General features: G+C 45.2%; 20 protein-coding genes, 16 tRNA genes, 3 rRNA genes and 1 riboswitch. Of the genes, 8 read left to right on the forward strand and 31 right to left on the reverse strand.

From position 1 onward, the window contains the following. Positions 1–8 precede the first annotated feature (8 nt). Positions 9–776: an ABC transporter ATP-binding protein gene (locus tag ACQVGS_RS17355; protein ID WP_106021576.1), complete on the reverse strand. Its 768-nt coding sequence runs from the start codon at positions 774–776 to the stop codon at positions 9–11. Between the two features lie 398 nt (positions 777–1,174). Here ACQVGS_RS17355 and katA point away from each other — a divergent pair, with 398 nt between their 5' ends. After that, positions 1,175–2,626, forward strand: coding sequence for a catalase KatA (gene katA / locus ACQVGS_RS17360; RefSeq protein ID WP_151174861.1), 1,452 nt, complete (start codon positions 1,175–1,177; stop codon positions 2,624–2,626). Positions 2,627–2,664: 38 nt separating this feature from the next. Here katA and ACQVGS_RS17365 read toward each other — a convergent pair whose 3' ends face one another. From ACQVGS_RS17365 to ACQVGS_RS17375, 3 genes are all read right to left on the reverse strand, one after another. Then, positions 2,665–2,850, reverse strand: coding sequence for an FbpB family small basic protein (locus ACQVGS_RS17365; protein ID WP_024120673.1), 186 nt, complete (start codon positions 2,848–2,850; stop codon positions 2,665–2,667). A 142-nt stretch (positions 2,851–2,992) separates the two neighbouring features. Continuing rightward, positions 2,993–4,765 (reverse strand): phosphomethylpyrimidine synthase ThiC, encoded by a 1,773-nt coding sequence (thiC, locus tag ACQVGS_RS17370; RefSeq protein ID WP_127696911.1) that lies wholly within the window; start codon positions 4,763–4,765, stop codon positions 2,993–2,995. Between the two features lie 132 nt (positions 4,766–4,897). Next, positions 4,898–5,005, reverse strand: a riboswitch (TPP riboswitch). Positions 5,006–5,073: 68 nt separating this feature from the next. Further along, on the reverse strand, positions 5,074–5,766 hold the full coding sequence (locus ACQVGS_RS17375) for a Type 1 glutamine amidotransferase-like domain-containing protein (protein ID WP_101863931.1): 693 nt from the start codon (positions 5,764–5,766) through the stop codon (positions 5,074–5,076). Positions 5,767–5,867: 101 nt separating this feature from the next. Here ACQVGS_RS17375 and ACQVGS_RS17380 point away from each other — a divergent pair, with 101 nt between their 5' ends. The 3 genes from ACQVGS_RS17380 to ACQVGS_RS17390 are packed head-to-tail and all read left to right on the forward strand — an operon-like array spanning position 5,868 to position 7,605. Then, positions 5,868–6,092: a hypothetical protein gene (locus ACQVGS_RS17380; RefSeq protein WP_024120670.1), complete on the forward strand. Its 225-nt coding sequence runs from the start codon at positions 5,868–5,870 to the stop codon at positions 6,090–6,092. Next, positions 6,089–6,448 carry a spore coat protein gene (locus ACQVGS_RS17385; protein WP_010333479.1) on the forward strand — a complete coding sequence of 120 codons (360 nt, stop codon included), beginning with the start codon at positions 6,089–6,091 and terminating at the stop codon, positions 6,446–6,448. The genes ACQVGS_RS17380 and ACQVGS_RS17385 overlap by 4 nt, the downstream gene beginning before the upstream one ends. A gap of 20 nt (positions 6,449–6,468) precedes the next feature. Then, positions 6,469–7,605: a zinc-dependent alcohol dehydrogenase gene (locus tag ACQVGS_RS17390; RefSeq protein WP_101863728.1), complete on the forward strand. Its 1,137-nt coding sequence runs from the start codon at positions 6,469–6,471 to the stop codon at positions 7,603–7,605. A 40-nt stretch (positions 7,606–7,645) separates the two neighbouring features. Here ACQVGS_RS17390 and ACQVGS_RS17395 read toward each other — a convergent pair whose 3' ends face one another. Next, entirely contained in the window at positions 7,646–7,843 is a 198-nt protein-coding gene (locus tag ACQVGS_RS17395) for a hypothetical protein (protein ID WP_010333477.1), read from the reverse strand. Positions 7,844–7,996: 153 nt separating this feature from the next. On the opposite strand from ACQVGS_RS17395, the gene spo0M reads away from it, so the two are divergent. Then, the gene (gene spo0M, locus ACQVGS_RS17400) at positions 7,997–8,773 is read left to right on the forward strand and encodes a sporulation control protein Spo0M (RefSeq protein WP_101860922.1); all 777 of its coding nucleotides are present in this window, start codon (positions 7,997–7,999) and stop codon (positions 8,771–8,773) included. A gap of 98 nt (positions 8,774–8,871) precedes the next feature. Here the strand turns inward: spo0M and ACQVGS_RS17405 are convergent. The 20 genes from ACQVGS_RS17405 to ACQVGS_RS17500 form a co-directional block, all read right to left on the reverse strand. Next, positions 8,872–8,953 (reverse strand) — tRNA-Leu (locus ACQVGS_RS17405). A 254-nt stretch (positions 8,954–9,207) separates the two neighbouring features. After that, positions 9,208–9,296: transfer RNA gene (locus ACQVGS_RS17410), tRNA-Leu, on the reverse strand. 7 nt (positions 9,297–9,303) lie between these two features. Beyond that, positions 9,304–9,374 (reverse strand) — tRNA-Cys (locus ACQVGS_RS17415). A 5-nt stretch (positions 9,375–9,379) separates the two neighbouring features. Continuing rightward, positions 9,380–9,454: transfer RNA gene (locus ACQVGS_RS17420), tRNA-Gly, on the reverse strand. 49 nt (positions 9,455–9,503) lie between these two features. After that, positions 9,504–9,575, reverse strand: a tRNA-Gln gene (locus tag ACQVGS_RS17425). A gap of 9 nt (positions 9,576–9,584) precedes the next feature. After that, positions 9,585–9,660 (reverse strand) — tRNA-His (locus tag ACQVGS_RS17430). A 24-nt stretch (positions 9,661–9,684) separates the two neighbouring features. Continuing rightward, positions 9,685–9,758, reverse strand: a tRNA-Trp gene (locus tag ACQVGS_RS17435). A 5-nt stretch (positions 9,759–9,763) separates the two neighbouring features. Further along, positions 9,764–9,848 (reverse strand) — tRNA-Tyr (locus ACQVGS_RS17440). Between the two features lie 22 nt (positions 9,849–9,870). Next, positions 9,871–9,943, reverse strand: a tRNA-Thr gene (locus tag ACQVGS_RS17445). Between the two features lie 5 nt (positions 9,944–9,948). Beyond that, a tRNA-Phe gene (locus ACQVGS_RS17450) sits at positions 9,949–10,024 on the reverse strand. A 12-nt stretch (positions 10,025–10,036) separates the two neighbouring features. After that, positions 10,037–10,113 (reverse strand) — tRNA-Asp (locus ACQVGS_RS17455). 13 nt (positions 10,114–10,126) lie between these two features. Continuing rightward, a tRNA-Met gene (locus tag ACQVGS_RS17460) sits at positions 10,127–10,203 on the reverse strand. A 7-nt stretch (positions 10,204–10,210) separates the two neighbouring features. Continuing rightward, positions 10,211–10,286, reverse strand: a tRNA-Val gene (locus tag ACQVGS_RS17465). A 9-nt stretch (positions 10,287–10,295) separates the two neighbouring features. Continuing rightward, a tRNA-Glu gene (locus tag ACQVGS_RS17470) sits at positions 10,296–10,367 on the reverse strand. Positions 10,368–10,401: 34 nt separating this feature from the next. Beyond that, positions 10,402–10,493 (reverse strand) — tRNA-Ser (locus ACQVGS_RS17475). A gap of 5 nt (positions 10,494–10,498) precedes the next feature. Beyond that, positions 10,499–10,573 (reverse strand) — tRNA-Asn (locus ACQVGS_RS17480). 9 nt (positions 10,574–10,582) lie between these two features. After that, positions 10,583–10,698, reverse strand: a 5S ribosomal RNA gene (gene rrf, locus ACQVGS_RS17485). Positions 10,699–10,804: 106 nt separating this feature from the next. Beyond that, a 23S ribosomal RNA gene (locus tag ACQVGS_RS17490) occupies positions 10,805–13,732 on the reverse strand. A 169-nt stretch (positions 13,733–13,901) separates the two neighbouring features. Next, positions 13,902–15,451 (reverse strand): 16S ribosomal RNA (locus ACQVGS_RS17495). Together the 16S, 23S and 5S rRNA genes with 16 tRNA genes alongside form the textbook arrangement of a ribosomal RNA operon. Positions 15,452–15,746: 295 nt before the next feature. Next, positions 15,747–16,631 (reverse strand): nucleotidyltransferase-like protein, encoded by an 885-nt coding sequence (locus ACQVGS_RS17500; RefSeq protein ID WP_024120667.1) that lies wholly within the window; start codon positions 16,629–16,631, stop codon positions 15,747–15,749. A gap of 206 nt (positions 16,632–16,837) precedes the next feature. Between ACQVGS_RS17500 and ACQVGS_RS17505 the strand changes: the two genes are divergently transcribed. Then, positions 16,838–17,191 (forward strand): YgzB family protein, encoded by a 354-nt coding sequence (locus ACQVGS_RS17505; protein ID WP_010333473.1) that lies wholly within the window; start codon positions 16,838–16,840, stop codon positions 17,189–17,191. 30 nt (positions 17,192–17,221) lie between these two features. Here ACQVGS_RS17505 and perR read toward each other — a convergent pair whose 3' ends face one another. Together perR and bcp are read right to left on the reverse strand one after the other, a co-directional pair. Next, a complete protein-coding gene (perR, locus tag ACQVGS_RS17510; RefSeq protein WP_010333472.1) occupies positions 17,222–17,659 on the reverse strand; it encodes a peroxide-responsive transcriptional repressor PerR in 438 nt (145 codons plus the stop codon). A 134-nt stretch (positions 17,660–17,793) separates the two neighbouring features. After that, the gene (gene bcp / locus ACQVGS_RS17515; RefSeq protein WP_024120665.1) at positions 17,794–18,267 is read right to left on the reverse strand and encodes a thioredoxin-dependent thiol peroxidase; all 474 of its coding nucleotides are present in this window, start codon (positions 18,265–18,267) and stop codon (positions 17,794–17,796) included. 151 nt (positions 18,268–18,418) lie between these two features. Here bcp and ACQVGS_RS17520 point away from each other — a divergent pair, with 151 nt between their 5' ends. Together ACQVGS_RS17520 and ACQVGS_RS17525 are read left to right on the forward strand one after the other, a co-directional pair. Further along, positions 18,419–19,708, forward strand: a complete 1,290-nt coding sequence (locus ACQVGS_RS17520; RefSeq protein WP_106021581.1) for a glutamate-1-semialdehyde 2,1-aminomutase — start codon at positions 18,419–18,421, stop codon at positions 19,706–19,708. 219 nt (positions 19,709–19,927) lie between these two features. Continuing rightward, positions 19,928–20,989 (forward strand): aromatic acid exporter family protein, encoded by a 1,062-nt coding sequence (locus ACQVGS_RS17525; protein WP_101860259.1) that lies wholly within the window; start codon positions 19,928–19,930, stop codon positions 20,987–20,989. 74 nt (positions 20,990–21,063) lie between these two features. On the opposite strand, the gene ACQVGS_RS17530 is transcribed toward ACQVGS_RS17525, so the two are convergent. From ACQVGS_RS17530 to sspE, 4 genes are all read right to left on the reverse strand, one after another. Next, on the reverse strand, positions 21,064–22,806 hold the full coding sequence (locus tag ACQVGS_RS17530; protein ID WP_127695642.1) for an ABC transporter ATP-binding protein: 1,743 nt from the start codon (positions 22,804–22,806) through the stop codon (positions 21,064–21,066). Positions 22,807–22,890: 84 nt separating this feature from the next. Then, positions 22,891–23,421, reverse strand: a complete 531-nt coding sequence (ntdP, locus tag ACQVGS_RS17535) for a nucleoside tri-diphosphate phosphatase (protein ID WP_003239685.1) — start codon at positions 23,419–23,421, stop codon at positions 22,891–22,893. A gap of 143 nt (positions 23,422–23,564) precedes the next feature. Beyond that, positions 23,565–23,825 carry a YgaB family protein gene (locus tag ACQVGS_RS17540; RefSeq protein WP_024120661.1) on the reverse strand — a complete coding sequence of 87 codons (261 nt, stop codon included), beginning with the start codon at positions 23,823–23,825 and terminating at the stop codon, positions 23,565–23,567. A 173-nt stretch (positions 23,826–23,998) separates the two neighbouring features. Continuing rightward, complete coding sequence (sspE, locus tag ACQVGS_RS17545) at positions 23,999–24,256, reverse strand: gamma type acid-soluble spore protein SspE (RefSeq protein WP_024120660.1); 258 nt, start codon at positions 24,254–24,256, stop codon at positions 23,999–24,001. Positions 24,257–24,308 lie beyond the last annotated feature (52 nt).

Consider the following 24,308-nt stretch of genomic DNA (forward strand, 5'->3'; position numbering starts at 1 on the left):
AGCCCTTTCTATATCCCTGATCCTTCTGCATACTCAAAGTCTTCTGTTTTTTCGAATTCCGACAGCACTTTCTGTCTGATCGCTTGGAAATCAGTCGTCGTCCTGTTTCGGGGATAAGCCAGATGAATTGGCATCAGCTTGTGAATTTTTCCCGGTTTGGCTTTTAGGATCGCAATCTCATTCCCTAAATAAACAGATTCATCTATATCATGAGTGACGAGTATCATCGTTGTCTTTTTCCTCCGCCATATATCCAGCAGCACGTCTTGAAGGTGTTTTCGAGTAAACGCGTCTAACGCACCGAACGGTTCATCCAAAAGCAGCACCTCCGGCTCCCGCAGAAGAGCTCGTGCGATGGCCACTCTTTGAGACATACCGCCCGACAGCTCACGCGGATATGCTTTCTCCGATCCTTTTAATCTGACAATCTCGATCAGTTCATCTACCTTCTGTTTGACTTTAGGATCTTTCAAATTCAAATCGGCGGCAATATTCTGCTCAACCGTCAGCCAAGGAAAAAGACGGTGTTCCTGAAAAATAAATCCTTGCTGAATACCTGGTGCAGTCACATAGCGTTCGTTAATTTCGACACTCCCGCTAAAATCAGAATCAAGTCCTGCAATTATCTTTAAAAGTGTGCTTTTTCCGCATCCGCTCGGTCCGATGATCGTTAAAAACTCACCCGGTGCAATTGATAATTGAATATTCTCCAAGACCGTAGTTTGGCGGCCTTCTTGAGCAAATGCTTTTTCCTTGATGTTGATGGTCACAGCCACTTTTATCCCTCTCCTTCTGCCAACCCCGCCTTCTAAAAAAACAAAAAGGCCCCCATCTCTGTTTTTGTAGAGATGAGAGCCTTCGGCGGTCCGATCAGCTGCCCAATTGTTTTTTTGTTTGAATATCATGTTAATTCAAATTATTCCGATATGTCAACTCTTTTTTATTCAACATTTTTTGGATGAATGTTTATCACTTACTTTTCATATTCGCAAATAGCGCTTATTTCTATGAACCCTCGATCATCTCTATTAAACTGTTCTGCCAAGGGTTTTCTGCTTTTTTCAATAGTTTTTATCGTATTATACAAATGATTATTTTATAATCATTATAAAATAATATTGACTTTTTACTTAGAGATGATATTATGTTCTTATCAATTCCAAGAGGTGATGACATGAGTTCAAATAAACTGACAACTAGCTGGGGAGCTCCAGTTGGAGATAATCAAAATTCAATGACTGCCGGTTCTCGCGGACCAACTTTAATCCAAGATGTACACTTACTCGAAAAATTGGCCCATTTTAACAGAGAACGTGTTCCTGAGCGTGTCGTTCATGCTAAAGGTGCAGGCGCACACGGTTATTTTGAAGTGACAAACGATGTAACAAAATATACAAAAGCTGCTTTCTTATCAGAAGTCGGCAAACGCACACCTTTGTTCATCCGTTTCTCAACAGTTGCCGGTGAACTTGGCTCTGCTGACACCGTTCGCGACCCGCGCGGATTTGCTATTAAGTTTTATACAGAAGAAGGAAACTATGACATCGTCGGCAACAATACGCCGGTATTCTTCATCCGCGATGCGATTAAGTTCCCTGATTTTATCCATACACAAAAAAGAGATCCAAAAACACACTTGAAAAATCCTACAGCTGTATGGGATTTCTGGTCACTTTCACCGGAATCTCTACACCAAGTGACGATCCTGATGTCTGACCGCGGAATTCCTGCTACACTTCGCCACATGCACGGTTTTGGTAGCCATACATTCAAATGGACAAATGCCGAAGGCGAAGGCGTATGGATCAAGTATCACTTTAAAACAGAACAAGGCGTGAAGAACCTTGATGTGAAGACAGCAGCAAAAATTGCCGGTGAAAACCCGGATTATCATACTGAAGATCTGTTCAATGCAATCGAAAACGGCGATTTCCCTGCATGGAAATTATATGTGCAAATCATGCCTTTAGAAGATGCAAATACGTACCGCTTCGATCCGTTTGATGTCACAAAAGTATGGTCTCAAAAAGACTATCCGCTCATTGAAGTCGGCCGTATGGTTCTTGACAGAAATCCGGAAAACTACTTTGCAGAAGTAGAACAAGCAACATTCTCACCTGGAACACTGGTCCCCGGTATTGATGTATCACCGGATAAAATGCTTCAAGGGCGTCTGTTTGCGTATCATGATGCGCATCGCTACCGTGTGGGAGCAAACCACCAGGCCCTGCCGATCAACCGCGCACGCAACGAAGTAAGAAACTATCAGCGTGACGGACAAATGCGCTTTGACAATAACGGCGGCGGCTCCGTCTACTACGAGCCAAACAGCTTCGGCGGACCGACTGAGTCACCTGAGGATAAACAAGCGGCTTATCCAGTACAAGGAATGGCTGACAGCGTAAGCTACGATCACAATGATCACTACACACAAGCAGGCGATCTCTACCGTTTAATGAGCGAAGAGGAACGCACACGCCTTGTAGAAAATATCGTAAATGCAATGAAACCAGTAGAAAAAGAAGATATCAAACTCCGCCAAATCGAGCACTTTTACAAAGCTGATCCTGAATACGGAAGACGCATAGCAGAGGGCTTAGGTTTGCCGATTAAAAAAGAAGTTTAATAGCATAGAAAAAAACCCGCTGTTATTCAGCGGGTTTTTTACATAGATTTACGGATTGCCGTATGCTTCTCGTCAATCTTCATATAAATTTTTTCCATTAACTCCTCACTATTCATTATCTCCCGCTTGTTCTTTTCAATAAGAAGCGCCAGCGGCAGCATCTGATTGCCATATGTTTTTCGTTTTCTGAAGCGTCTTCTCCCTTTCTCTTTTTTGGTTCCCATCATTTCTCCCTCCTTTAAAAATAAAAAAGGCTCTTATCTCAAAAGATAAGAGCCTTCGGTGATCCGATCAGCAAATGTTGGAAATGTATATTAGCTATATTAAAACGTATTCAATTCGGCCTGTCAATGACTTTCTATACTGTTACTTATAAAGTTTGCTGCCTTGATTCACAAATTCCTCGGCTTTTTCTTTCATGCCCTCCTGAATGGCATCCCACTCATTAAGCTCTTTGTCTTTGGCATAATCACGGATATCCTGAGAAATTCTCATGCTGCAAAATTTCGGCCCGCACATCGAACAGAAATGAGCCGTTTTCGCCCCTTCAGCAGGCAGGGTCTCATCATGATATTCAAGCGCTCTTTCCGGATCAAGCGAGAGGTTAAATTGGTCTCGCCAGCGGAATTCAAAGCGGGCTTTTGATAAAGCGTCATCTCGTATTTGCGCTCCTGGATGCCCTTTTGCAAGGTCAGCCGCATGCGCCGCAATTTTGTATGTAATAACCCCTTCCCGCACATCTTCACGGTTTGGCAGCCCGAGATGCTCCTTCGGCGTCACATAACACAGCATGGCCGTACCGTACCAGCCGATCATCGCCGCTCCGATCGCTGATGTAATGTGGTCATAGCCCGGTGCAATATCCGTCGTCAGCGGCCCTAGCGTGTAAAAAGGCGCTTCTTTACAGATTTCCATTTGTTTATCGACGTTCTCCTTGATTTTATGCATCGGCACATGACCCGGCCCCTCAATCATCACCTGAACATCATGCTTCCAGGCAATTTGCGTGAGTTCTCCGAGAGTCTCTAATTCAGCAAACTGCGCTTCGTCATTGGCATCGGCAATTGACCCTGGGCGAAGCCCGTCTCCAAGAGAAAAGGCAATATCATACGTCTTCATAATTTCACAGATTTCTTCAAAATGAGTATACAGAAAGCTTTCCTTATGATGAGCCAGACACCACTGTGCCATAATCGCTCCTCCGCGTGACACAATTCCCGTTGTCCGTTTAGCAGTTAGCGGCACATATCGCAGCAAAACACCCGCGTGAATCGTAAAATAATCCACACCCTGTTCAGCCTGCTCAATCAGCGTGTCACGGTAGATTTCCCACGTTAAATCCTCCGCTACACCGTTTACTTTTTCAAGCGCTTGATAGATCGGAACGGTGCCAACAGGAACCGGGCAATTTCGGATAATCCATTCACGCGTCGTATGAATATCTTTCCCCGTGGAAAGATCCATCATCGTATCTGCTCCCCAGCGAATCGCCCACGTCATTTTTTCCACTTCTTCTTCAATCGAAGATGTAACTGCTGAATTCCCGATATTCGCGTTAATTTTCACATGGAAATTTCGGCCGATAATCATTGGTTCACTTTCCGGATGATTAATATTTGCTGGAATAATCGCCCGGCCGCTGGCTACTTCATCTCTGACAAATTCGGGAGACACATGCTCACGAATAGCGATAAACTCCATTTCAGGGGTAATTATCCCCTTTTTCGCATAATGCATTTGAGTGACATTTTGGCCCGTTTTCGCCCGCAGCGGTTTCCGTTTTAACCCGGGATAGCTTACATTAGGGTTAGCCTTTTTATAGCCGTTGTCTTCTGGCTTCACAGCACGTCCATTGTATTCTTCAACATCGCCGCGCCCAGTGATCCACTTGTGCCGAAGCGGTTTTAAACCTTCTTGAATATTAATTTTTACATCGGGGTCCGTATACGGTCCGCTTGTATCATAGACACGAACCGGCGCGTTTTCCTCTTCGCCGAATGATCCTGTTGTCGGACTGAGTTCAATTTCTCTCATCGGCACTTGAATATCCGGCGAAGCCCCCTCTACATATACTTTTTTACTCCCCGAAAAACTCGACATAATGGAAATGTTGGCTTGCTGCACTGAATGATTTTGCATCACTTATCCTTCCCCTCTCTTTGTTTGAAAGGACAAAATCAAGCCCATAACCAGCACAAAAAACCGGATTCAATTGAATGAACCCGGTTACAGTCAGAAAGAAACATATTATTGCAGTATTCAGCAATAATAAAAACAATTCCTCTACTTCCCCACGCTGGTACGAACCAGATCAGGTCCAAAGGGTTAAGAAGCATATCTTCTCTCTCAGCCCGTCAGCGGGCACCCCCAGTAACTATTAATTTCGCACTTATCGTATCATAAAAACAAACTGAAAAAAAGAGCAATGTATAAAATATTCAGCAAATTCAAGACAAATATGTAATCGGCAATGCTATTTCAGAGATTTCATTTTCATGAAGCACCACCTGATACGCATTTGCATCAGATCTTGAACTCACAGCCTGAAAAAAATGATCATCAATAAAATGAAGAGCTGCTCCATCATCCGCCGCATAACCGCTGCTCAACGCTTTCTCTGATATCATGTGATGATATGTAGGTCTCCGATCCTTTTCTCCATCATAATGAGGACAAAAACTGCCTTGCAAAAAACCCAAGCTTTTCAAACCGGTCAGCGGTCCGGCAGAATCCGTCACACCTTCTTCAAACCAGCAGATCGCACCTGCACTTAATCCCGCTAAAATAATCCCGTTCTCCCAAGCTTTTTTCAATATGTGATCCAGTCCCCACTCCTTCCACAGCACCAGCAAATTTCTTGTATTTCCCCCGCCGACATAAATCACATCTTTCTCCATAATAAAGGAGGCTAAATCTGTTGTCGGCGGCTTAAATAAAGACAAATGAGACGGGTCACAATCAAGCTTTTGAAAAGCATGGTAAAACCGCTGAACATAGTTCTCCGCATCCCCGCTTGCCGTTGGCAAAAAACAAATGCGAGGTGAGGGCTGCTTTGACTGATTAATGATAAATTGATCAAGAACCAGATGATCTGGTTCCATTGAAAAACCTCCGCCGCCCATCGCAATAATCTGTTTCATCATCCGACTCCCCCAAGAAAATATTTTACCCATTATAGCACTTTCGCATAAAAGCATGATACAAGGTAAAAATACCTTTGAATCAGGAGGTGACCGAAAAAATGGAACAAGACCGTTTGGCAAACCACGAAACAGTTGATTTACACGAAATCCTCAACTTCAAAACCGTATGTTTACTTAAATCAAAAATGATGCAGGGACTGGTGTTCGATCAGGAACTGAGAGCCCTTATGGAGAAGGATGTACAGCAGTCTGTACGGGACGTAACTGAGCTTCAGAGCCTCTATCAAAAGGCCCCGACAATAACAGGAGGTGACTATCATTGAACGATTTCTTAGACCCGAAAAACGCAAAAGGCATGCCTGACCTTGCTGATTCAGCACTTGCCCTAGATTTCTTAATTTCCGTAAAAACCGGTATCAAAAATTATGCTGTCGCCATCACGGAAACCGCAAGCCCAGAACTCAGAACAGCATTGCGCAATCAATTAGACGCCGCTATTTACCTGCACGGAGAACTATCACAGCTCATGATGGAAAAAGGCTGGCTTTTCCCTTCTGACTTGGACAAACAATTTCAAATCGATATGAAATCAGCACAAACAGCCGTTGATATCGCCGGACTAAAACTTTTCCCCGATAACACGAACCGTCTCGGAACATTCGCAACGCCCGATCACTAAACAATAAGGAGACATCATGAATGAAAGCTGTTACGTATCAAGGCATTAAAGACGTCCGCGTCAAAGAAGTAAAAGCGCCAGAAATCAAAAAACCTGATGATATCATCGTCAAACTGACAACCACAGCAATCTGCGGATCTGATTTACACCTAATTCACGGCATGGTTCCCAATTTTCCTGAAGATTATATCATCGGCCATGAACCAATGGGCATTGTTGAAGAAACAGGCCCCGACGTTCACAAGGTTAAAAAAGGCGATCGTGTCATCATACCGTTTAACGTCAGCTGCGGCGAATGTTTTTTCTGCAAAAACCAGCTTGAAAGCCAATGTGACAATTCAAATGCAAACGGCGAAGTCGGCGCTTATTTTGGCTATTCAGACTCAGCAGGCGGCTATCCCGGAGGCCAGGCTGAATACATGCGCGTCCCCTATGCTAACTTCACTCCCTTTAAACTGCCTGATGACTGTGAAGTAGAAGATGAGAAATTAGTATTGCTTTCAGACGCTATGTCGACAGCCTATTGGAGCGTAGACAACGCAGGAGTAAAAGAGGGAAATACCGTCATTATTCTCGGCTGCGGTCCTGTCGGGCTGCTCGCGCAAAAATTCGCATGGATGAAAGGCGCCAAAAGAGTCATTGCAGTGGATTATGTAGACTATCGCCTTCAGCACGCAAAAAAAACAAACAATGTAGAAATCGTTAATTTCGAGCATCATGAAAACGCTGGTTCATATTTGAAAGAAATCACACAGGGCGGTGCAGATGTCGTCATCGACTGCGTCGGAATGGACGGCAAAATGTCCCCGCTTGAATTTCTCGCCACCGGTGTTAAAATGCACGGCGGAGCCATGGGTGCGCTGGTAACGGCGGCACAGGCTGTCAGAAAATGCGGCACAATTCAAGTGACAGGTGTGTACGGAATGAGATACAATGCATTTCCATTCGGAGACATCTTCCAAAGGAACGTAAATATTAGAACCGGCCAAGCCCCCGTCATTCATTATATGCCGTACCTGTATGAACTGATTGCTACAGGTAAAGTAGATCCGGGCGACATCATTACCCATGTTCTGCCGTTAGATCAAGCAAAGCACGGTTATGAGGTGTTTGATACGAAAACAGACGGAGCCATTAAAGTTCTTCTTAAACCATAAAAAAAGACGGTCTCTCATTTTGAGAAGCCGTCTCTCTATTTTATTGCTCTACTCTTCTTAACGCTTCGTTTACTGTTTCTTTTATAAACGCATCTTCCCCGGTCAAACTGTCTAATCTGAGTTCACCGCTTCTCAGTCTTTCTGAAAGATTGTTAATGTCCTCCTCGACTGTGATTTGCAGCTCACCAGCTAAAAACATTCTATGTAATTCATCAGCGACCATCGTTTCTTTATTCATTCATATCTCCTCCTATACTTAAGCATCACTTTTAGTCTGTCCCTCAGATAAACGAATATAGGAAAAAAGGTTCATTTATTTCAAAATAAATGAACCTTTTTTCCTTCTTCCCACGTATAACTGTTGAGAAAAAGAAAAAGGGGAAGATCTAATATGTCATTTTTTAAGAAACTTGCCGCAAGTGCCGGCATCGGTGCAGCAAAAGTCGATACCATTTTGGAGAAAGATGCGTATTGTCCAGGAGAAGAAGTCCGCGGAACTGTACATGTAAAAGGCGGGAAAATCGCCCAGGATATCCGTTATATTGATTTACAGCTCAACACAAGATATGTCATTGTAAAAGACGATGAAGAGCACCGGAAACACGCAACAATTCATTCTTTTCGGGTAACTGGTTCATTCACCATTCAGCCTGGAGAAGAACATCAATTTCCGTTCTCCTTCATCCTGCCTCTTGATACACCGATTACTGTAGGGAAGGTAGAAGTCGCAGTAGTGACAGACCTTGACATTCAAGGCGGTATTGATAAATCAGATCACGATCGTATCTTCGTAGAAGCACATCCTTGGGTTGAAAATGTATTAGAAGCAATTGAGAACCTTGGCTTCCGTCTTAACGAAGCAGACTGTGAACAGGCATCTTACTTCCAGCGCCGTCTGCCTTTCGTTCAAGAATTTGAGTTTGTTCCAACATCAGGCTATTACCGTCAGATGCTTGATGAATTAGAGCTTATTTTTCTTTTAGAGGAAGACGGTTTAGAAATTATTTTCGAAGTTGATCGCCGGGCAAGAGGCCTGCGTGGATGGCTGGAAGAGATGTATAATGACGGAGAGCAGCTCGTACGTGTCCGTTTCAGACAATCAGAGCTTGATGATATCGAACAACTTGAAGAGGTCTTAGAAGAGATCATCGACCAATATGCTGAGTAAATAACAAAAAGGAGCCTCTGCTTATTAATATAGGCTCCTTCTTTTAATAAAAACGAAACCCCGTTTCTTACATAAGTAAGAAACGGGGTTCTTTTGTATACCGGTGGTCGGGGTCGAACCGACACTCCAGAAGGAACACGATTTTGAGTCGTGCGCGTCTGCCAATTCCGCCACACCGGCAAGTTTTACGTCGTATCTAACCGACGAATATAAATATATCATGGATATGATAAAGTGTCAATGTATTTCAAAAAAGTTTTTTGGGGAATATAATAATAAAGGGCTAAAGCGACTTTTTATGAAATACAGCCCAATGCTTACATCGACACTTTCATACAATAAAAAAATGATCTACATAAGTAGATCATTAATATGATTAGCTTCATTATATATTCAAGCACAAACACCAATTTAACTTATCAAGTAAGTAAAATTGGTGCCGAGGGCCGGACTTGAACCGGCACGGTAGTCACCTACCGCAGGATTTTAAGTCCTGTGTGTCTGCCAATTCCACCACCCCGGCAAAAGAAAGGCGACACCCGGATTCGAACCGGGGATAAAGGTTTTGCAGACCTCTGCCTTACCACTTGGCTATGCCGCCGTAATTGGAGCGGAAGACGGGATTCGAACCCGCGACCCCCACCTTGGCAAGGTGGTGTTCTACCACTGAACTACTTCCGCATCTTAAGGGACTTAATACATTATATTCAATTGATATAAAAAAGTGAGACTGGGCTAGCTGGATTCGAACCAACGCATGACGGAGTCAAAGTCCGTTGCCTTACCGCTTGGCTATAGCCCAATGATAATATGGGGCGATTGATGGGAATCGAACCCACGAGTGCCAGAGCCACAATCTGGTGCGTTAACCACTTCGCCACAACCGCCATAATCTCAAGATGTCATAAATTTGGCAGGGGCAGTAGGAATCGAACCCACACCGGAGGTTTTGGAGACCTCTGTTCTACCGTTAAACTATGCCCCTATAAATGGTGGAGGGGGGCAGATTCGAACTGCCGAACCCTGAGGGAGCGGATTTACAGTCCGCCGCGTTTAGCCACTTCGCTACCCCTCCACATTAAGTTTTGAAAAAACAGTGCCGGCAAGAGGACTTGAACCCCCAACCTACTGATTACAAGTCAGTTGCTCTACCAATTGAGCTACACCGGCATAGGTGGTGGCTCGGGACGGAATCGAACCGCCGACACACGGATTTTCAGTCCGTTGCTCTACCAACTGAGCTACCGAGCCTTATTATTTAAATGGCGGTCCGGACGGGACTCGAACCCGCGACCTCCTGCGTGACAGGCAGGCATTCTAACCAACTGAACTACCGGACCATTTGATTTTAATTGGTTGCGGGGGCAGGATTTGAACCTGCGACCTTCGGGTTATGAGCCCGACGAGCTACCGAACTGCTCCACCCCGCGATGATAATGGTGGAGGATGACGGGCTCGAACCGCCGACCCTCTGCTTGTAAGGCAGATGCTCTCCCAGCTGAGCTAATCCTCCATCATATAATGACCCGTACGGGATTCGAACCCGTGTTACCGCCGTGAAAGGGCGGTGTCTTAACCGCTTGACCAACGGGCCCAGACTTTCAATTGTGATTATGTATAAATATCAGTGGCGGAGAGCAAGGGATTCGAACCCTTGAGACGGAGTTGACCGCCTACACGATTTCCAATCGTGCTCCTTCGACCACTCGGACAGCTCTCCAATAATGGCTCCGCAGGTAGGATTCGAACCTACGACCGATCGGTTAACAGCCGATAGCTCTACCACTGAGCTACTGCGGAATGAAGTCTGCCTGGCGATGTCCTACTCTCACAGGGGGAAACCCCCGACTACCATCGGCGCTGAAGAGCTTAACTTCCGTGTTCGGCATGGGAACGGGTGTGACCTCTTCGCCATCATCACCAGACAATTTCAGTGACATTTAACATTATACTATGTATATCTTGAAAAGTCAAGAGTTTTTTTGAGATATTCTCTCAAAACTAGATAACAGATGTGACATCATTAGAAATTAGGTTAAGTCCTCGATCGATTAGTATCTGTCAGCTCCATGTGTCGCCACACTTCCACCTCAGACCTATCAACCTGATCATCTTTCAGGGATCTTACTTCCTTGCGGAATGGGAAATCTCATCTTGAGGGGGGCTTCATGCTTAGATGCTTTCAGCACTTATCCCGTCCGCACATAGCTACCCAGCGATGCCCTTGGCAGAACAACTGGTACACCAGCGGTGCGTCCATCCCGGTCCTCTCGTACTAAGGACAGCTCCTCTCAAATTTCCTGCGCCCGCGACGGATAGGGACCGAACTGTCTCACGACGTTCTGAACCCAGCTCGCGTACCGCTTTAATGGGCGAACAGCCCAACCCTTGGGACCGACTACAGCCCCAGGATGCGATGAGCCGACATCGAGGTGCCAAACCTCCCCGTCGATGTGGACTCTTGGGGGAGATAAGCCTGTTATCCCCGGGGTAGCTTTTATCCGTTGAGCGATGGCCCTTCCATGCGGAACCACCGGATCACTAAGCCCGACTTTCGTCCCTGCTCGACTTGTAGGTCTCGCAGTCAAGCTCCCTTGTGCCTTTACACTCTGCGAATGATTTCCAACCATTCTGAGGGAACCTTTGGGCGCCTCCGTTACCTTTTAGGAGGCGACCGCCCCAGTCAAACTGCCCACCTGACACTGTCTCCCCGCCCGATAAGGGCGGCGGGTTAGAAGGTCAATACAGCCAGGGTAGTATCCCACCGATGCCTCCACCGAAGCTGGCGCTCCGGTTTTCAAGGCTCCTACCTATCCTGTACAAGCTGTACCAACATTCAATATCAGGCTGCAGTAAAGCTCCACGGGGTCTTTCCGTCCTGTCGCGGGTAACCTGCATCTTCACAGGTACTATAATTTCACCGAGTCTCTCGTTGAGACAGTGCCCAGATCGTTGCGCCTTTCGTGCGGGTCGGAACTTACCCGACAAGGAATTTCGCTACCTTAGGACCGTTATAGTTACGGCCGCCGTTTACTGGGGCTTCAATTCGCACCTTCGCTTACGCTAAGCGCTCCTCTTAACCTTCCAGCACCGGGCAGGCGTCAGCCCCTATACTTCGCCTTACGGCTTCGCAGAGACCTGTGTTTTTGCTAAACAGTCGCCTGGGCCTATTCACTGCGGCTCTCTCGGGCTTGCACCCTAACAGAGCACCCCTTCTCCCGAAGTTACGGGGTCATTTTGCCGAGTTCCTTAACGAGAGTTCTCTCGATCACCTTAGGATTCTCTCCTCGCCTACCTGTGTCGGTTTGCGGTACGGGCACCTCTCACCTCGCTAGAGGCTTTTCTTGGCAGTGTGGAATCAGGAACTTCGCTACTAAATTTCGCTCGCCATCACAGCTCAGCCTTATGGGAAACGGATTTGCCTATTTCCCAGCCTAACTGCTTGGACGCGGATATCCAATACCGCGCTTACCCTATCCTCCTGCGTCCCCCCATTGCTCAAATGGTGAGGAGGTGGTACAGGAATATCAACCTGTTGTCCATCGCCTACGCCTTTCGGCCTCGGCTTAGGTCCCGACTAACCCTGAGCGGACGAGCCTTCCTCAGGAAACCTTAGGCATTCGGTGGAGGGGATTCTCACCCCTCTTTCGCTACTCATACCGGCATTCTCACTTCTAAGCGCTCCACCAGTCCTTCCGGTCTGGCTTCACAGCCCTTAGAACGCTCTCCTACCACTGTTCGAAGAACAGTCCGCAGCTTCGGTGATACGTTTAGCCCCGGTACATTTTCGGCGCAGAGTCACTCGACCAGTGAGCTATTACGCACTCTTTAAATGGTGGCTGCTTCTAAGCCAACATCCTGGTTGTCTAAGCAACTCCACATCCTTTTCCACTTAACGTATACTTTGGGACCTTAGCTGGCGGTCTGGGCTGTTTCCCTTTCGACTACGGATCTTATCACTCGCAGTCTGACTCCCAAGGATAAGTCATTGGCATTCGGAGTTTGACTGAATTCGGTAACCCGGTAGGGGCCCCTAGTCCAATCAGTGCTCTACCTCCAAGACTCTTACCTTGAGGCTAGCCCTAAAGCTATTTCGGAGAGAACCAGCTATCTCCAGGTTCGATTGGCATTTCACCCCTACCCACACCTCATCCCCGCACTTTTCAACGTGCGTGGGTTCGGGCCTCCATTCAGTGTTACCTGAACTTCACCCTGGACATGGGTAGATCACCTGGTTTCGGGTCTACGACCACGTACTCATGCGCCCTATTCAGACTCGCTTTCGCTGCGGCTCCGCATCTTCTGCTTAACCTTGCACGGGATCGTAACTCGCCGGTTCATTCTACAAAAGGCACGCCATCACCCATTAACGGGCTCTGACTACTTGTAGGCACACGGTTTCAGGATCTCTTTCACTCCCCTTCCGGGGTGCTTTTCACCTTTCCCTCACGGTACTGGTTCACTATCGGTCACTAGGGAGTATTTAGCCTTGGGAGATGGTCCTCCCGGATTCCGACGGAATTTCACGTGTTCCGCCGTACTCAGGATCCACTCTGGAGAGAACGAAGTTTTGACTACAGGGCTGTTACCTTCTATGGCGGGCCTTTCCAGACCTCTTCATCTACCTCGTTCCTTTGTAACTCCGTATAGAGTGTCCTACAACCCCAAGAGGCAAGCCTCTTGGTTTGGGCTAATCCCGTTTCGCTCGCCGCTACTCAGGGAATCGCATTTGCTTTCTCTTCCTCCGGGTACTTAGATGTTTCAGTTCCCCGGGTCTGCCTTCTCATATCCTATGAATTCAGATATGGATACCACTCCATTACGAGTGGTGGGTTTCCCCATTCGGAAATCTCCGGATCAAAGCTTGCTTACAGCTCCCCGAAGCATATCGGTGTTCGTCCCGTCCTTCATCGGCTCCTAGTGCCAAGGCATCCACCGTGCGCCCTTTCTAACTTAACCGTTAAAAAGAATCACTATGTGATATCTTGTGTTACTAATTGAATGTGATGTCTACTGTTATCTAGTTTTCAAAGAACACGTTTCGAAGGAATGATCCTTCAAAACTAAACAAGACAGGGAACGTTCTGTTTATAAGACCCAAGGTCTTATATTCCGTAAATATCCTTAGAAAGGAGGTGATCCAGCCGCACCTTCCGATACGGCTACCTTGTTACGACTTCACCCCAATCATCTGTCCCACCTTCGGCGGCTGGCTCCATAAAGGTTACCTCACCGACTTCGGGTGTTACAAACTCTCGTGGTGTGACGGGCGGTGTGTACAAGGCCCGGGAACGTATTCACCGCGGCATGCTGATCCGCGATTACTAGCGATTCCAGCTTCACGCAGTCGAGTTGCAGACTGCGATCCGAACTGAGAACAGATTTGTGGGATTGGCTTAACCTCGCGGTTTCGCTGCCCTTTGTTCTGTCCATTGTAGCACGTGTGTAGCCCAGGTCATAAGGGGCATGATGATTTGACGTCATCCCCACCTTCCTCCGGTTTGTCACCGGCAGTCACCTTAGAGTGCCCAACTGAATGCTGGCAACTAAGATCAAGGGTTGCGCTCGTTGCGGGACTTAACCCAACATCTCACGACACGAGCTGACGACAACCATGCACCACCTGTCACTCTGCCCCCGAAGGGGACGTCCTATCTCTAGGATTGTCAGAGGATGTCAAGACCTGGTAAGGTTCTTCGCGTTGCTTCGAATTAAACCACATGCTCCACCGCTTGTGCGGGCCCCCGTCAATTCCTTTGAGTTTCAGTCTTGCGACCGTACTCCCCAGGCGGAGTGCTTAATGCGTTAGCTGCAGCACTAAGGGGCGGAAACCCCCTAACACTTAGCACTCATCGTTTACGGCGTGGACTACCAGGGTATCTAATCCTGTTCGCTCCCCACGCTTTCGCTCCTCAGCGTCAGTTACAGACCAGAGAGTCGCCTTCGCCACTGGTGTTCCTCCACATCTCTACGCATTTCACCGCTACACGTGGAATTCCACTCTCCTCTTCTGCACTCAAGTTCCCCAGTTTCCAATGACCCTCCCCGGTTGAGCCGGGGGCTTTCACATCAGACTTAAGGAACCGCCTGCGAGCCCTTTACGCCCAATAATTCCGGACAACGCTTGCCACCTACGTATTACCGCGGCTGCTGGCACGTAGTTAGCCGTGGCTTTCTGGTTAGGTACCGTCAAGGTACCGCCCTATTCGAACGGTACTTGTTCTTCCCTAACAACAGAGCTTTACGATCCGAAAACCTTCATCACTCACGCGGCGTTGCTCCGTCAGACTTTCGTCCATTGCGGAAGATTCCCTACTGCTGCCTCCCGTAGGAGTCTGGGCCGTGTCTCAGTCCCAGTGTGGCCGATCACCCTCTCAGGTCGGCTACGCATCGTTGCCTTGGTGAGCCATTACCTCACCAACTAGCTAATGCGCCGCGGGTCCATCTGTAAGTGGTAGCCGAAGCCACCTTTTATGTTTGAACCATGCGGTTCAAACAAGCATCCGGTATTAGCCCCGGTTTCCCGGAGTTATCCCAGTCTTACAGGCAGGTTACCCACGTGTTACTCACCCGTCCGCCGCTAACATCAGGGAGCAAGCTCCCATCTGTCCGCTCGACTTGCATGTATTAGGCACGCCGCCAGCGTTCGTCCTGAGCCAGGATCAAACTCTCCGATAAATGGATCGCAGATTAAGTTCACCACATCCTGTGGCAACATCTGCGTGATCTGCATCGTGCAGACCTCAGTTTGACTGACTACGCACATCGCTGTGCGATTTATAATAAAACTTGAATTAACAGGTACGTTTTGTCTTGTTTAGTTTTCAAAGATCATCCGCCACTTCTTTAAGAAGCGACTTTTTCAGTATAACATTTCGTCTTTGTTTTGTCAAATGTTTTTTATTTTATTTCTCCGCCGCTGTGAGCTTATTTTTTCAGAAGCGCATCAGCGACGTTTAATAATATACCATGCTCAGGAATCAGAGTCAACATCTTTTTTAAAAGAATATCCTCGATGAAAGACAGCCTGTCCTTTGGTTTCAATTCGGCACACGCTGATAAGACCTTTTTCTGTCAGGTAATCAAGCATGACGCCAAGGTCTTGAGTAAAATGTTTTAAGTCAGGATGCTGAAGAAGCTCGCTAAATTGCCATATGTCCTTTTCTTTCATCACTTCGAAAAGATGTGCTGAACCAATCTCAGCTTTAGAATGAATAAGAAAATCATTTGCTAAGAATAATAATTCAAGTCTTTTTTCCAAGCTTTCGTGACTTTCAATCAGCTCGGAATATAATTTGTACACTTGAGGCTCCATCTGACGCACTTGACTCCACACAGTGGTTTCCGGATGGAATCCTCTGTCGATTACTTCAATACGTGCTAGATGATGCAATGCATGGACTACTGCATTGTAGGCATCTAAAAATTGATTGGCTTCAAAGAAAGCTTTTCCTTCAACGTATCTTCTAATTAACTTGCCGTATTCAAGGCCGATCTTCAGTTTACGTTCTGCAAACGGAAAAGTATTAAGCCTGTCGATAAGCTCAGCAATATACTCATTGCGGTCAAACATGACTCTTCCGTTTACAATCCAATCTATGATTCTCCTATTTGTGCCGAGCAAAATCCATTCTTGAACCTGAGCATCAGTTATCACATGCAAAGAGGCTGTTTTGTGATCAAATTCATAATGCTTTATAAAAACAGGCTTATCAGACTGCTTTACAATGACAAGCAAAGCGGCATCAAAGTTGTCTGTTATGGAAGACGTTTTGTTTCTTCTCTCAATCATAATAACAGCCAATGTATTGGGATGACTTGCTCTTTCTTGGTAAATTGGACGGAGAAGATTTTCCATCACTATTCCTCCAATGCAATTGTTCAATTTTTTTATTCTCTATTTGATTCAATTCTATGGTTAAATCGAAATTCCTTTTTTCTAAACACATTGAACTATTATAAACAATTTCAAAGCAAGTCTCCATATTTAAATTCCATTTCAAACGAAAACATGAAGAAAATACCATCGGGTTTGTGCTATATTTAATTCAGAGGGGGATGGACATGGCGAAATACTCCAGCAAAATTAATAAAATCAGAACGTTTGCGTTAAGTTTGGTTTTCGTTGGGTTTATCATTATGTACATCGGGATCTTTTTTAAGGAATCCGTTTTGCTTTCGAGTTTGTTTATGATACTTGGGCTTTTATCTATCGGGCTCAGCACGGTTGTTTATTTTTGGATCGGCATGCTCTCGACCAAAGCGGTTCGGGTCATTTGTCCGGGCTGTGAAAAAGAGACCAAGGTTTTAGGCAGAGTAGATATGTGTATGCATTGCAGAGAGCCGCTGACTTTAGATCAAAGCTTAGAAGGAAAAGAATTTGATGAGTCTTATAATAAGAAGAAAATGTCGAAATAAATAAGCTGACCGTTTCGCGGTCAGCTTATTTTAATGGTTTTCTTTTTTTGAACACTCTTGGCAGACGCCGTAAATTTCTAAACGGTGGTGGCTTACTTTAAAGCCGGTCACATGTGCAGCAAGCTGCTCTACTTCATCAAGGCCGGGATAGTGGAAGTCCACAATTTTACCGCAGCTTTCACAAATGGCGTGATAGTGATCGGATGTAACAAAATCAAATCTGCTGGAAGCATCACCATATGTGAGCTCTTTTACCAGGCCGGATTCCCGGAACACACGCAAGTTGTTATATACCGTCGCTACGCTCATGTTAGGAAATTTCCCTTCCAGAGCTTTATATATATCGTCCGCTGTTGGATGAGCCATAGAGTTAACGAGATATTCCAGAATCGCATGACGTTGAGGAGTAATGCGAACTCCGGTTTCCTTCAACGTTTCTAAGGCTTCTTTTAGTTCATGTGCAGCCATCCGTCATGCACCTCTCTTCTAAAAAAGATTCTTACATTATAATGTTTATAATTAGTGTAACTCTTTTTACGATAATTTGTCAATTGATATTAGGGTGAAAGTTGCAGCATATGCTATGAGGCTGATTGACGATTTTACTTTCCCGACATATCTTTCAGCGTCTGGAGCGCTTCGGCTACATGGTCTTTCACTTTTACCTTTCTCCATTCTTTAATGAGCCGGCCTTCTTTGTCAATTAAAAAAGTGGAGCGTTCAATCCCCATATATTCTTTTCCGAAGTTTTTCTTTAGTTTCCATACATCAAACGCCTCCGCCAGCTTGTGCTCGTCATCGACAAGCAGCAAAAACGGCAGATTATGCTTCTCTTTAAATTTCCCGTGTTTTTCCTCGCTGTCCGGGCTGACGCCGATAATCACAGCATCCAGCTCAGCGAAGTTTTCGTGGCTGTCACGAAAATCGCACGCTTCAGTTGTGCATCCCGGTGTCATGTCTTTTGGATAAAAGTAAAGGACGATATACTTCCCTTCATAATCCGATAATTTTACTATCTCCCCATGATCGCCTTTCAACTCAATATCAGGCGCTTTTTGTCCGATTTCAATAGTCATTTCTTTACCTCCGGATGTTTTTGTATTAAGCGTATCCAATTCTTGTCCAGATTACAACTATGACCCTGTATCTTGAGCCTGAATCCGTTGTTCTTGTCTGGAAGCATGCTACAATAGAGGGGACGCAAGGAGATATAGGAGGTTATTATTTTTGTATACAAAATCAGTTGAACTTCACCGTGAAGCATTAGAGCATATTGTCGGCGGTGTAAACAGCCCTTCAAGATCATATAAAGCAGTTGGCGGGGGTTCTCCTGTTGCAATGGAGAAAGCAAATGGCGCTTATTTTTGGGACGTCGACGGAAACAAATACATTGATTATTTGGCGGCTTACGGGCCAATCATCACCGGACATGCCCACCCGCATATTACAGAGGCGATTAAAAAAGCCGCGGAAAACGGTGTATTATATGGAACACCGACAAAACATGAGGTTACTTTTGCAAAGATGCTGAAGGAAGCCATCCCTGCTATGGATAAAGTAAGATTCGTCAATTCAGGGACAGAAGCTGTGATGACGACCATCCGTGTGGCTCGTGCTTACACAGGCCGCACCAAAATTATTAAATTTGCAGGCTGTTATCACGGCCATTCAGATCTTGTGCTCGTAGCGGCCGGCTCCGGTCCGTCTACTCTGGGCACACCTGACTCAGCCGGTGTACCGAAAAGCATTGCAAACGAGGTCATTACAGTTCCATTTAATGATATTGACAGCTACAAAGCGGCCTTAGAGAAATGGGGCAGTGAAATCGCAGCGGTTCTCGTTGAACCGATTGTCGGCAACTTCGGTATTGTTGAGCCAAAAGAAGGTTTCTTAGAACAAGTAAACGAACTGACACACAATGCGGGCGCCCTCGTTATTTATGATGAAGTCATTACTGCTTTCCGCTTTATGTATGGCGGTGCACAGGATCTTTTACAGGTGAAACCGGATTTAACTGCACTCGGAAAAATTATTGGCGGCGGACTTCCAATTGGAGCCTATGGCGGCAAACAAGAAATTATGGAGCAAGTCGCACCGCTCGGCCCTGCATATCAGGCAGGAACAATGGCCGGAAACCCCGCTTCTATTTTATCTGGCATTGCTTGCCTGGAAGTGCTGAAAGAGGAAGGCGTGTATGAAAAGCTTGACCATCTTGGCGCTATGCTTGAGGAAGGCATTTTGGCACACGCAGAAACCTACGGCATCACAATAACAGTCAATCGGTTAAAGGGTGCGCTGACGGTATACTTCTCTGATGAGAAAGTAGAAAATTACGATCAGGCAGAACGCAGTGACGGTGAAACATTCGCTACGTTTTTCAAGCTGATGCTGGAGCGCGGCATTAATCTCGCACCTTCTAAATATGAAGCGTGGTTTATTACAACAGCGCATACAGAGCAGGATATTAAAGATACGCTTGCTGCTGTTGAGGATGCTTTTAAACATCTTAAAAAGTAATATTGCACATCCCCGGACAGGAGCTTAAAGCTCCTGTTTTTTTGTACTTTTAAAAAGCGTGTAAGATTTTGGTCATTTTCTTGAAAAATAGCTTGAATAATTGTATTGATCCCTGTATATTACTTAATTGTTTAGCAAATAAACTCACAGGGAATTTTAAGGATTAGCCATTTGCTAGGTCAAACAATTTACTATAGAAAGGAATGCACGCACAAACCAATGAAACTTGGTGCCCGCATTTTCAAAACAGGGATCGCGATTACGCTGGCTCTTTATTTAGCTTCGTGGATCGGACTTCCCGCACCGATTTTTGCTGGGATTGCAGCGATATTTGCGATCCAGCCGTCAATTTACCGCTCTTTTCTTATTATTATTGATCAGGTTCAGGCAAATATTATCGGAGCTGTTATCGCCACAGTGTTCGGTCTTATTTTCGGACCCAGTCCGATTATGATCGGATTGACAGCAGTTATTGTTATTACCATAATGCTGAAGCTTAAAATTGAACATACGATTTCGATTGCTCTTGTTACAGTTATTGCGATTTTAGAATCTGCCGGTGACGACTTCTTAATGTTTGCGCTGATCAGAACAAGCACAGTCATTTTAGGGGTACTTTCTTCCTTTATCGTCAACCTGGTGTTCCTGCCGCCTAAGTACGAAACAAAGCTGATTCATAACACAGTCGAAAACACTGAAGAAATTATGAAATGGATCAGGCTGATTATGCGCCAGTCAACAGAGCATTCGATTTTGAAAGAGGATATTGAAAAACTGAAAGAGAAAATGATCAAGCTTGATCAGACATATCTTCTATATAAAGAAGAAAGAAGCTACTTTAAGAAAACGACTTACGTGAAATCAAGAAAACTTGTCCTGTTCAGACAGGCGATAATAACCGCAAACCGGGCGCTCGACACGCTGAAGAAGCTGCATCGCCTGGAAAACGAGATTTATCATATGCCTGAAGAGTTTCAGGAAACGCTGACTGAAGAACTTGATTACCTGCTTCATTGGCACGAGCGGATTTTGATGAGGTTTGTCGGCAAAATTAAACCGCATGATGATACAGATGAAGAAGGCATCCAATACAAACAGCTGCTGACAAAGTCATTCCTTAGAAACCAGCGCAACTCAGATGATGAGCTTCTTGATTATAATATGCTTAATATTATGGCAAGCGCTGTGGAATACCGCGAGCAGCTTGAACATTTAGAAACACTTATTACAAGCTTTCAAACGTACCATCCGAAAGACTGCGAATTGGAAATAGAAGAGTAACCCGGTTCACATCACCGGGTTTTTTTCATACAAAAAAATCTTATATCCTTAATCAAAGGATATAAGATCGATGTTTAGTTCAAGTTTTGGATTGTGAATAAGTGCTTGTATTGACTGTCATAATCCATCAGTTCATCATGGGTTCCGGTTTCGATGATTGTTCCGTTTTCCATGACGACAATTTTATCCGCATGTGTGATGGTTGATAAGCGGTGGGCCACAACAAAAGTTGTTCTGTCCTTCGCCAGCTTGTCCATCGCTTCTTGAATGTAGTGCTCACTTTCAAGATCCAAAGCTGAAGTAGCTTCATCCAAGATCAGCAGCGGCGGATTTTTCAGAAATACACGCGCTATGGAAATCCGCTGTTTTTGTCCCCCTGAGAGCTTAACGCCTCTTTCTCCCACACGGGTCTCATACCCTTCCGGAAAACTCATAATAAAATCATGTGCATTGGCTGCTTTTGCGGCTTCCATAATGTCTTCAAGCGTGGCATCAGGTTTTCCGATCGCAATATTTTCTCTAATCGTTTCACTGAATAAAAAGGTATCCTGAAGCACCATGCCAACCTGATTGCGCAGGCTTCTTGCTTCATAATCCCGAATATCTGTCCCGTCAATCAATAGTTTGCCGCTTGATACATCATAAAACCTTGGAATCAGGCTGACGAGCGTGGATTTCCCTCCGCCGCTCATTCCAACGAGGGCTACGGTTTCTCCTCTGGTTACTTTTAAAGACACATCGTGAAGGATGTTTTCTTTTCCCTTTTCATATTGAAACGACACATTTCGAAATTCGACTTCTCCGCGGATATGGTCAGCTTTGATGGCATTTGGTTTGTCAGTCAGTTCATACGGCTCGTCAATAAATTCAAATACCCTGTCCATTGAAGCGATTGACTGCGTCAAGGTTGTAGAAGAATTAATCAGCCTTCTGACAGGGTTATACATTCTGTCGATATACCCGACAAATGCAACCATCGTTCCGACTGTCAGCGGTCCGTTGATGACAAAATAGCCGGCAAATGCAATCACGATGAGCGGTGCCAGATCTGTAATAGTGTTGACAACCGCAAAGGTTTTGGCATTCCAATTCGTATGACGGATTGCTTTATCTAAGAAATGGCTGTTTTTTTCATTAAAGTTGGCCTGCTCATGGTCTTCTATCGCAAAGCTTCTGATCACCGGCATGCCTTGAATCCGTTCATGCAAATGCCCCTGTACCTGAGCAAGCGCCTGTGACCGCTCTCTTGTCAGCTTTCTTAAACGGCCGTAAAAATACTTCACTGATATACCGTATAACGGAAACAAAATGATGGAAATAAGCGTTAATTTAACGTCCAGTGTCAGCATGATAGAGATCACGATCAAAATTGTCAGCATATCGAGCCATATATTCATCAGACCTGTGATCACAAAATCCTTTGTTTGTTCCACGTCATTGATGACTCGGGAAATGACTTCCCCTGTTCTAGTATTCGCATAGAAACGAAGGCTCAGCTTCTGTATATGATCAAACAGCTTGGCTCTTATATCATAGAGTACCTTGCTGGCTGTCCACTGGGCAAAATATTGCCGATAATATTCAACAGGCGGGCGCAAAATTAAAAATAAGGCGAACATGATCGCCATAATGGTGAACAATGACGTTGTTTTGTCACTGGCCGTGCCGCCTCCTTGAATAATGTCGTCAACTACGTACTTCAGAAGCAATGGGAGAGCAAGCGGAATGGAGAATTTTACGATCCCGATTAATACTGTAATGAAAATTTGCTTCTTATAAGGTTTGACGAATTGCATATAGCGTTTCATAACCCCCACGTTGATTCCCCCTCTCTTTATCATGATGTGTGTGAGCCCATGTGAAAAACCTGTTGTACCCCGCAACAGGTTTTTACGTAACCATTATTTTGTATAGCGCAAATACCGTTCATACCACATATCGACAAACTCGGGTGCAAACGGGCCCTGCCGCTGATGAATCCAATGGAGCAGTGTGTTTAAGTAGTCTCTTAAAATACTGTCAATTTCTTTTGGATAATTCATGGATTTCCGATGATCATCATATTCGTCTTCATCGAGAATATTGTAAGTCATGTCAGGAAAAACCTTAACATCTAAGTCATAATCAATATATTTAATTGCTTCGCCATCATAGGCAAACGGAGAACTGATGTTGCAATAATAATGAACCCCGTCTTCCCTCAGCATCCCGATGACATTAAACCATTGTCTTGCGTGAAAATAACAGATTGCGGGCTCTCTGGTTATCCATGTCCGGCCGTCTGATTCGGTTACCATCGTCCGGTCATTGGCTCCGATGACACACATTTCTGTACTTTTTAAGATTGTTGTCTCATTCCAAATTCTATGAATCAGCCCATTATGCTTATAGCTGTGAATTTGAATGGTTTCTCCTTCCTTGGGATAACCCATATTTCTCCCCTACTTTCTATAAAGCCCTACAGTTAGTATGTCCAAATTTGCTTACCGACAACGTCTTTTACCTATTATAACGTTACAAATTGAAAAATGAAAATAAAAGAGCCATTCCGGCTTGGGAATGGCACATTCCTGCTCTACACATAGGAAGACGGCTTTTCTGAGCTGCGATATGAACGAATCACCTGCTCTGTCTGTTTCTGAAACGTATCCTGTATATCAGCAAGATGCTTTCGTTTTACCGCAATTTCATCCTGAATACCGCGCAGCCTTGCATCCCTTTCCAAGTGCCGGAGTTCTGCTTCGATTTCTTTGCAGCGGTCGAGCTCTGATTGGAGATCGAGAAGCTTGTCCATCGTTTTCATCTGTTCTATTACCAGCTTTTCAAATTCCGTCATCGGTTCCTCCTTCAGCCTGGTCAAAGTCTAAACGTTTCCACCATTAATCATTTCGATTCTGATCTAAGCAAACCCTTTGACTCATTCTGTTGAGCTTTCACAAGTTTTGTCGTTTTTCAAACAGAAAAAAGCACTTCCACCCGAAGATGAAGTGCTTTTTTCTGTTTCAGTGATTAGCTGTTTTGTTGTTTGTTTTGTTCAGCAGATTGGTTTTGCTGTCTTACCTGCTGTGTGTTAGTTTCGCTTGCGAATTCAGTGCCGAATTGACCTTGTTGGCCAGCAGCTGATTGTTGGTTTTGTTTTCTGACTTGCTGAGCGTTTGTTTCGCTAGCAAATTCAGTGCCGAATTGACCTTGACCAGCAGCTGATTGTTGGTTTTGTTTTCTGACTTGTTGAGCGTTTGTTTTGCTGAAGTTATTTGAGTTAGCCATTGTTATCACCTCCACGGTCATTAGAATGTGCAGGTAATCGAGTGGCTATTCC

Source organism: Bacillus sp. SD127 (assembly GCF_058566445.1).

Coding starts and splice junctions, on each gene's coding strand:
- thiC (WP_127696911.1), bottom strand. CDS start 4,765: ATGCAAAATCATTCAGTGCAGCAAGCCAACATTTCCATTATGTCGAGT.
- ACQVGS_RS17380 (WP_024120670.1), top strand. CDS start 5,868: ATGGAACAAGACCGTTTGGCAAACCACGAAACAGTTGATTTACACGAA.
- ACQVGS_RS17505 (WP_010333473.1), top strand. CDS start 16,838: ATGGCGAAATACTCCAGCAAAATTAATAAAATCAGAACGTTTGCGTTA.
- katA (WP_151174861.1), top strand. CDS start 1,175: ATGAGTTCAAATAAACTGACAACTAGCTGGGGAGCTCCAGTTGGAGAT.
- perR (WP_010333472.1), bottom strand. CDS start 17,659: ATGGCTGCACATGAACTAAAAGAAGCCTTAGAAACGTTGAAGGAAACC.
- ACQVGS_RS17365 (WP_024120673.1), bottom strand. CDS start 2,850: ATGGGAACCAAAAAAGAGAAAGGGAGAAGACGCTTCAGAAAACGAAAA.
- ACQVGS_RS17540 (WP_024120661.1), bottom strand. CDS start 23,825: ATGACGGAATTTGAAAAGCTGGTAATAGAACAGATGAAAACGATGGAC.
- ACQVGS_RS17395 (WP_010333477.1), bottom strand. CDS start 7,843: ATGAATAAAGAAACGATGGTCGCTGATGAATTACATAGAATGTTTTTA.
- ACQVGS_RS17390 (WP_101863728.1), top strand. CDS start 6,469: ATGAAAGCTGTTACGTATCAAGGCATTAAAGACGTCCGCGTCAAAGAA.
- bcp (WP_024120665.1), bottom strand. CDS start 18,267: ATGACTATTGAAATCGGACAAAAAGCGCCTGATATTGAGTTGAAAGGC.
- ACQVGS_RS17525 (WP_101860259.1), top strand. CDS start 19,928: ATGAAACTTGGTGCCCGCATTTTCAAAACAGGGATCGCGATTACGCTG.
- ntdP (WP_003239685.1), bottom strand. CDS start 23,421: ATGGGTTATCCCAAGGAAGGAGAAACCATTCAAATTCACAGCTATAAG.
- ACQVGS_RS17500 (WP_024120667.1), bottom strand. CDS start 16,631: ATGGAAAATCTTCTCCGTCCAATTTACCAAGAAAGAGCAAGTCATCCC.
- sspE (WP_024120660.1), bottom strand. CDS start 24,256: ATGGCTAACTCAAATAACTTCAGCAAAACAAACGCTCAACAAGTCAGA.
- ACQVGS_RS17375 (WP_101863931.1), bottom strand. CDS start 5,766: ATGAAACAGATTATTGCGATGGGCGGCGGAGGTTTTTCAATGGAACCA.
- spo0M (WP_101860922.1), top strand. CDS start 7,997: ATGTCATTTTTTAAGAAACTTGCCGCAAGTGCCGGCATCGGTGCAGCA.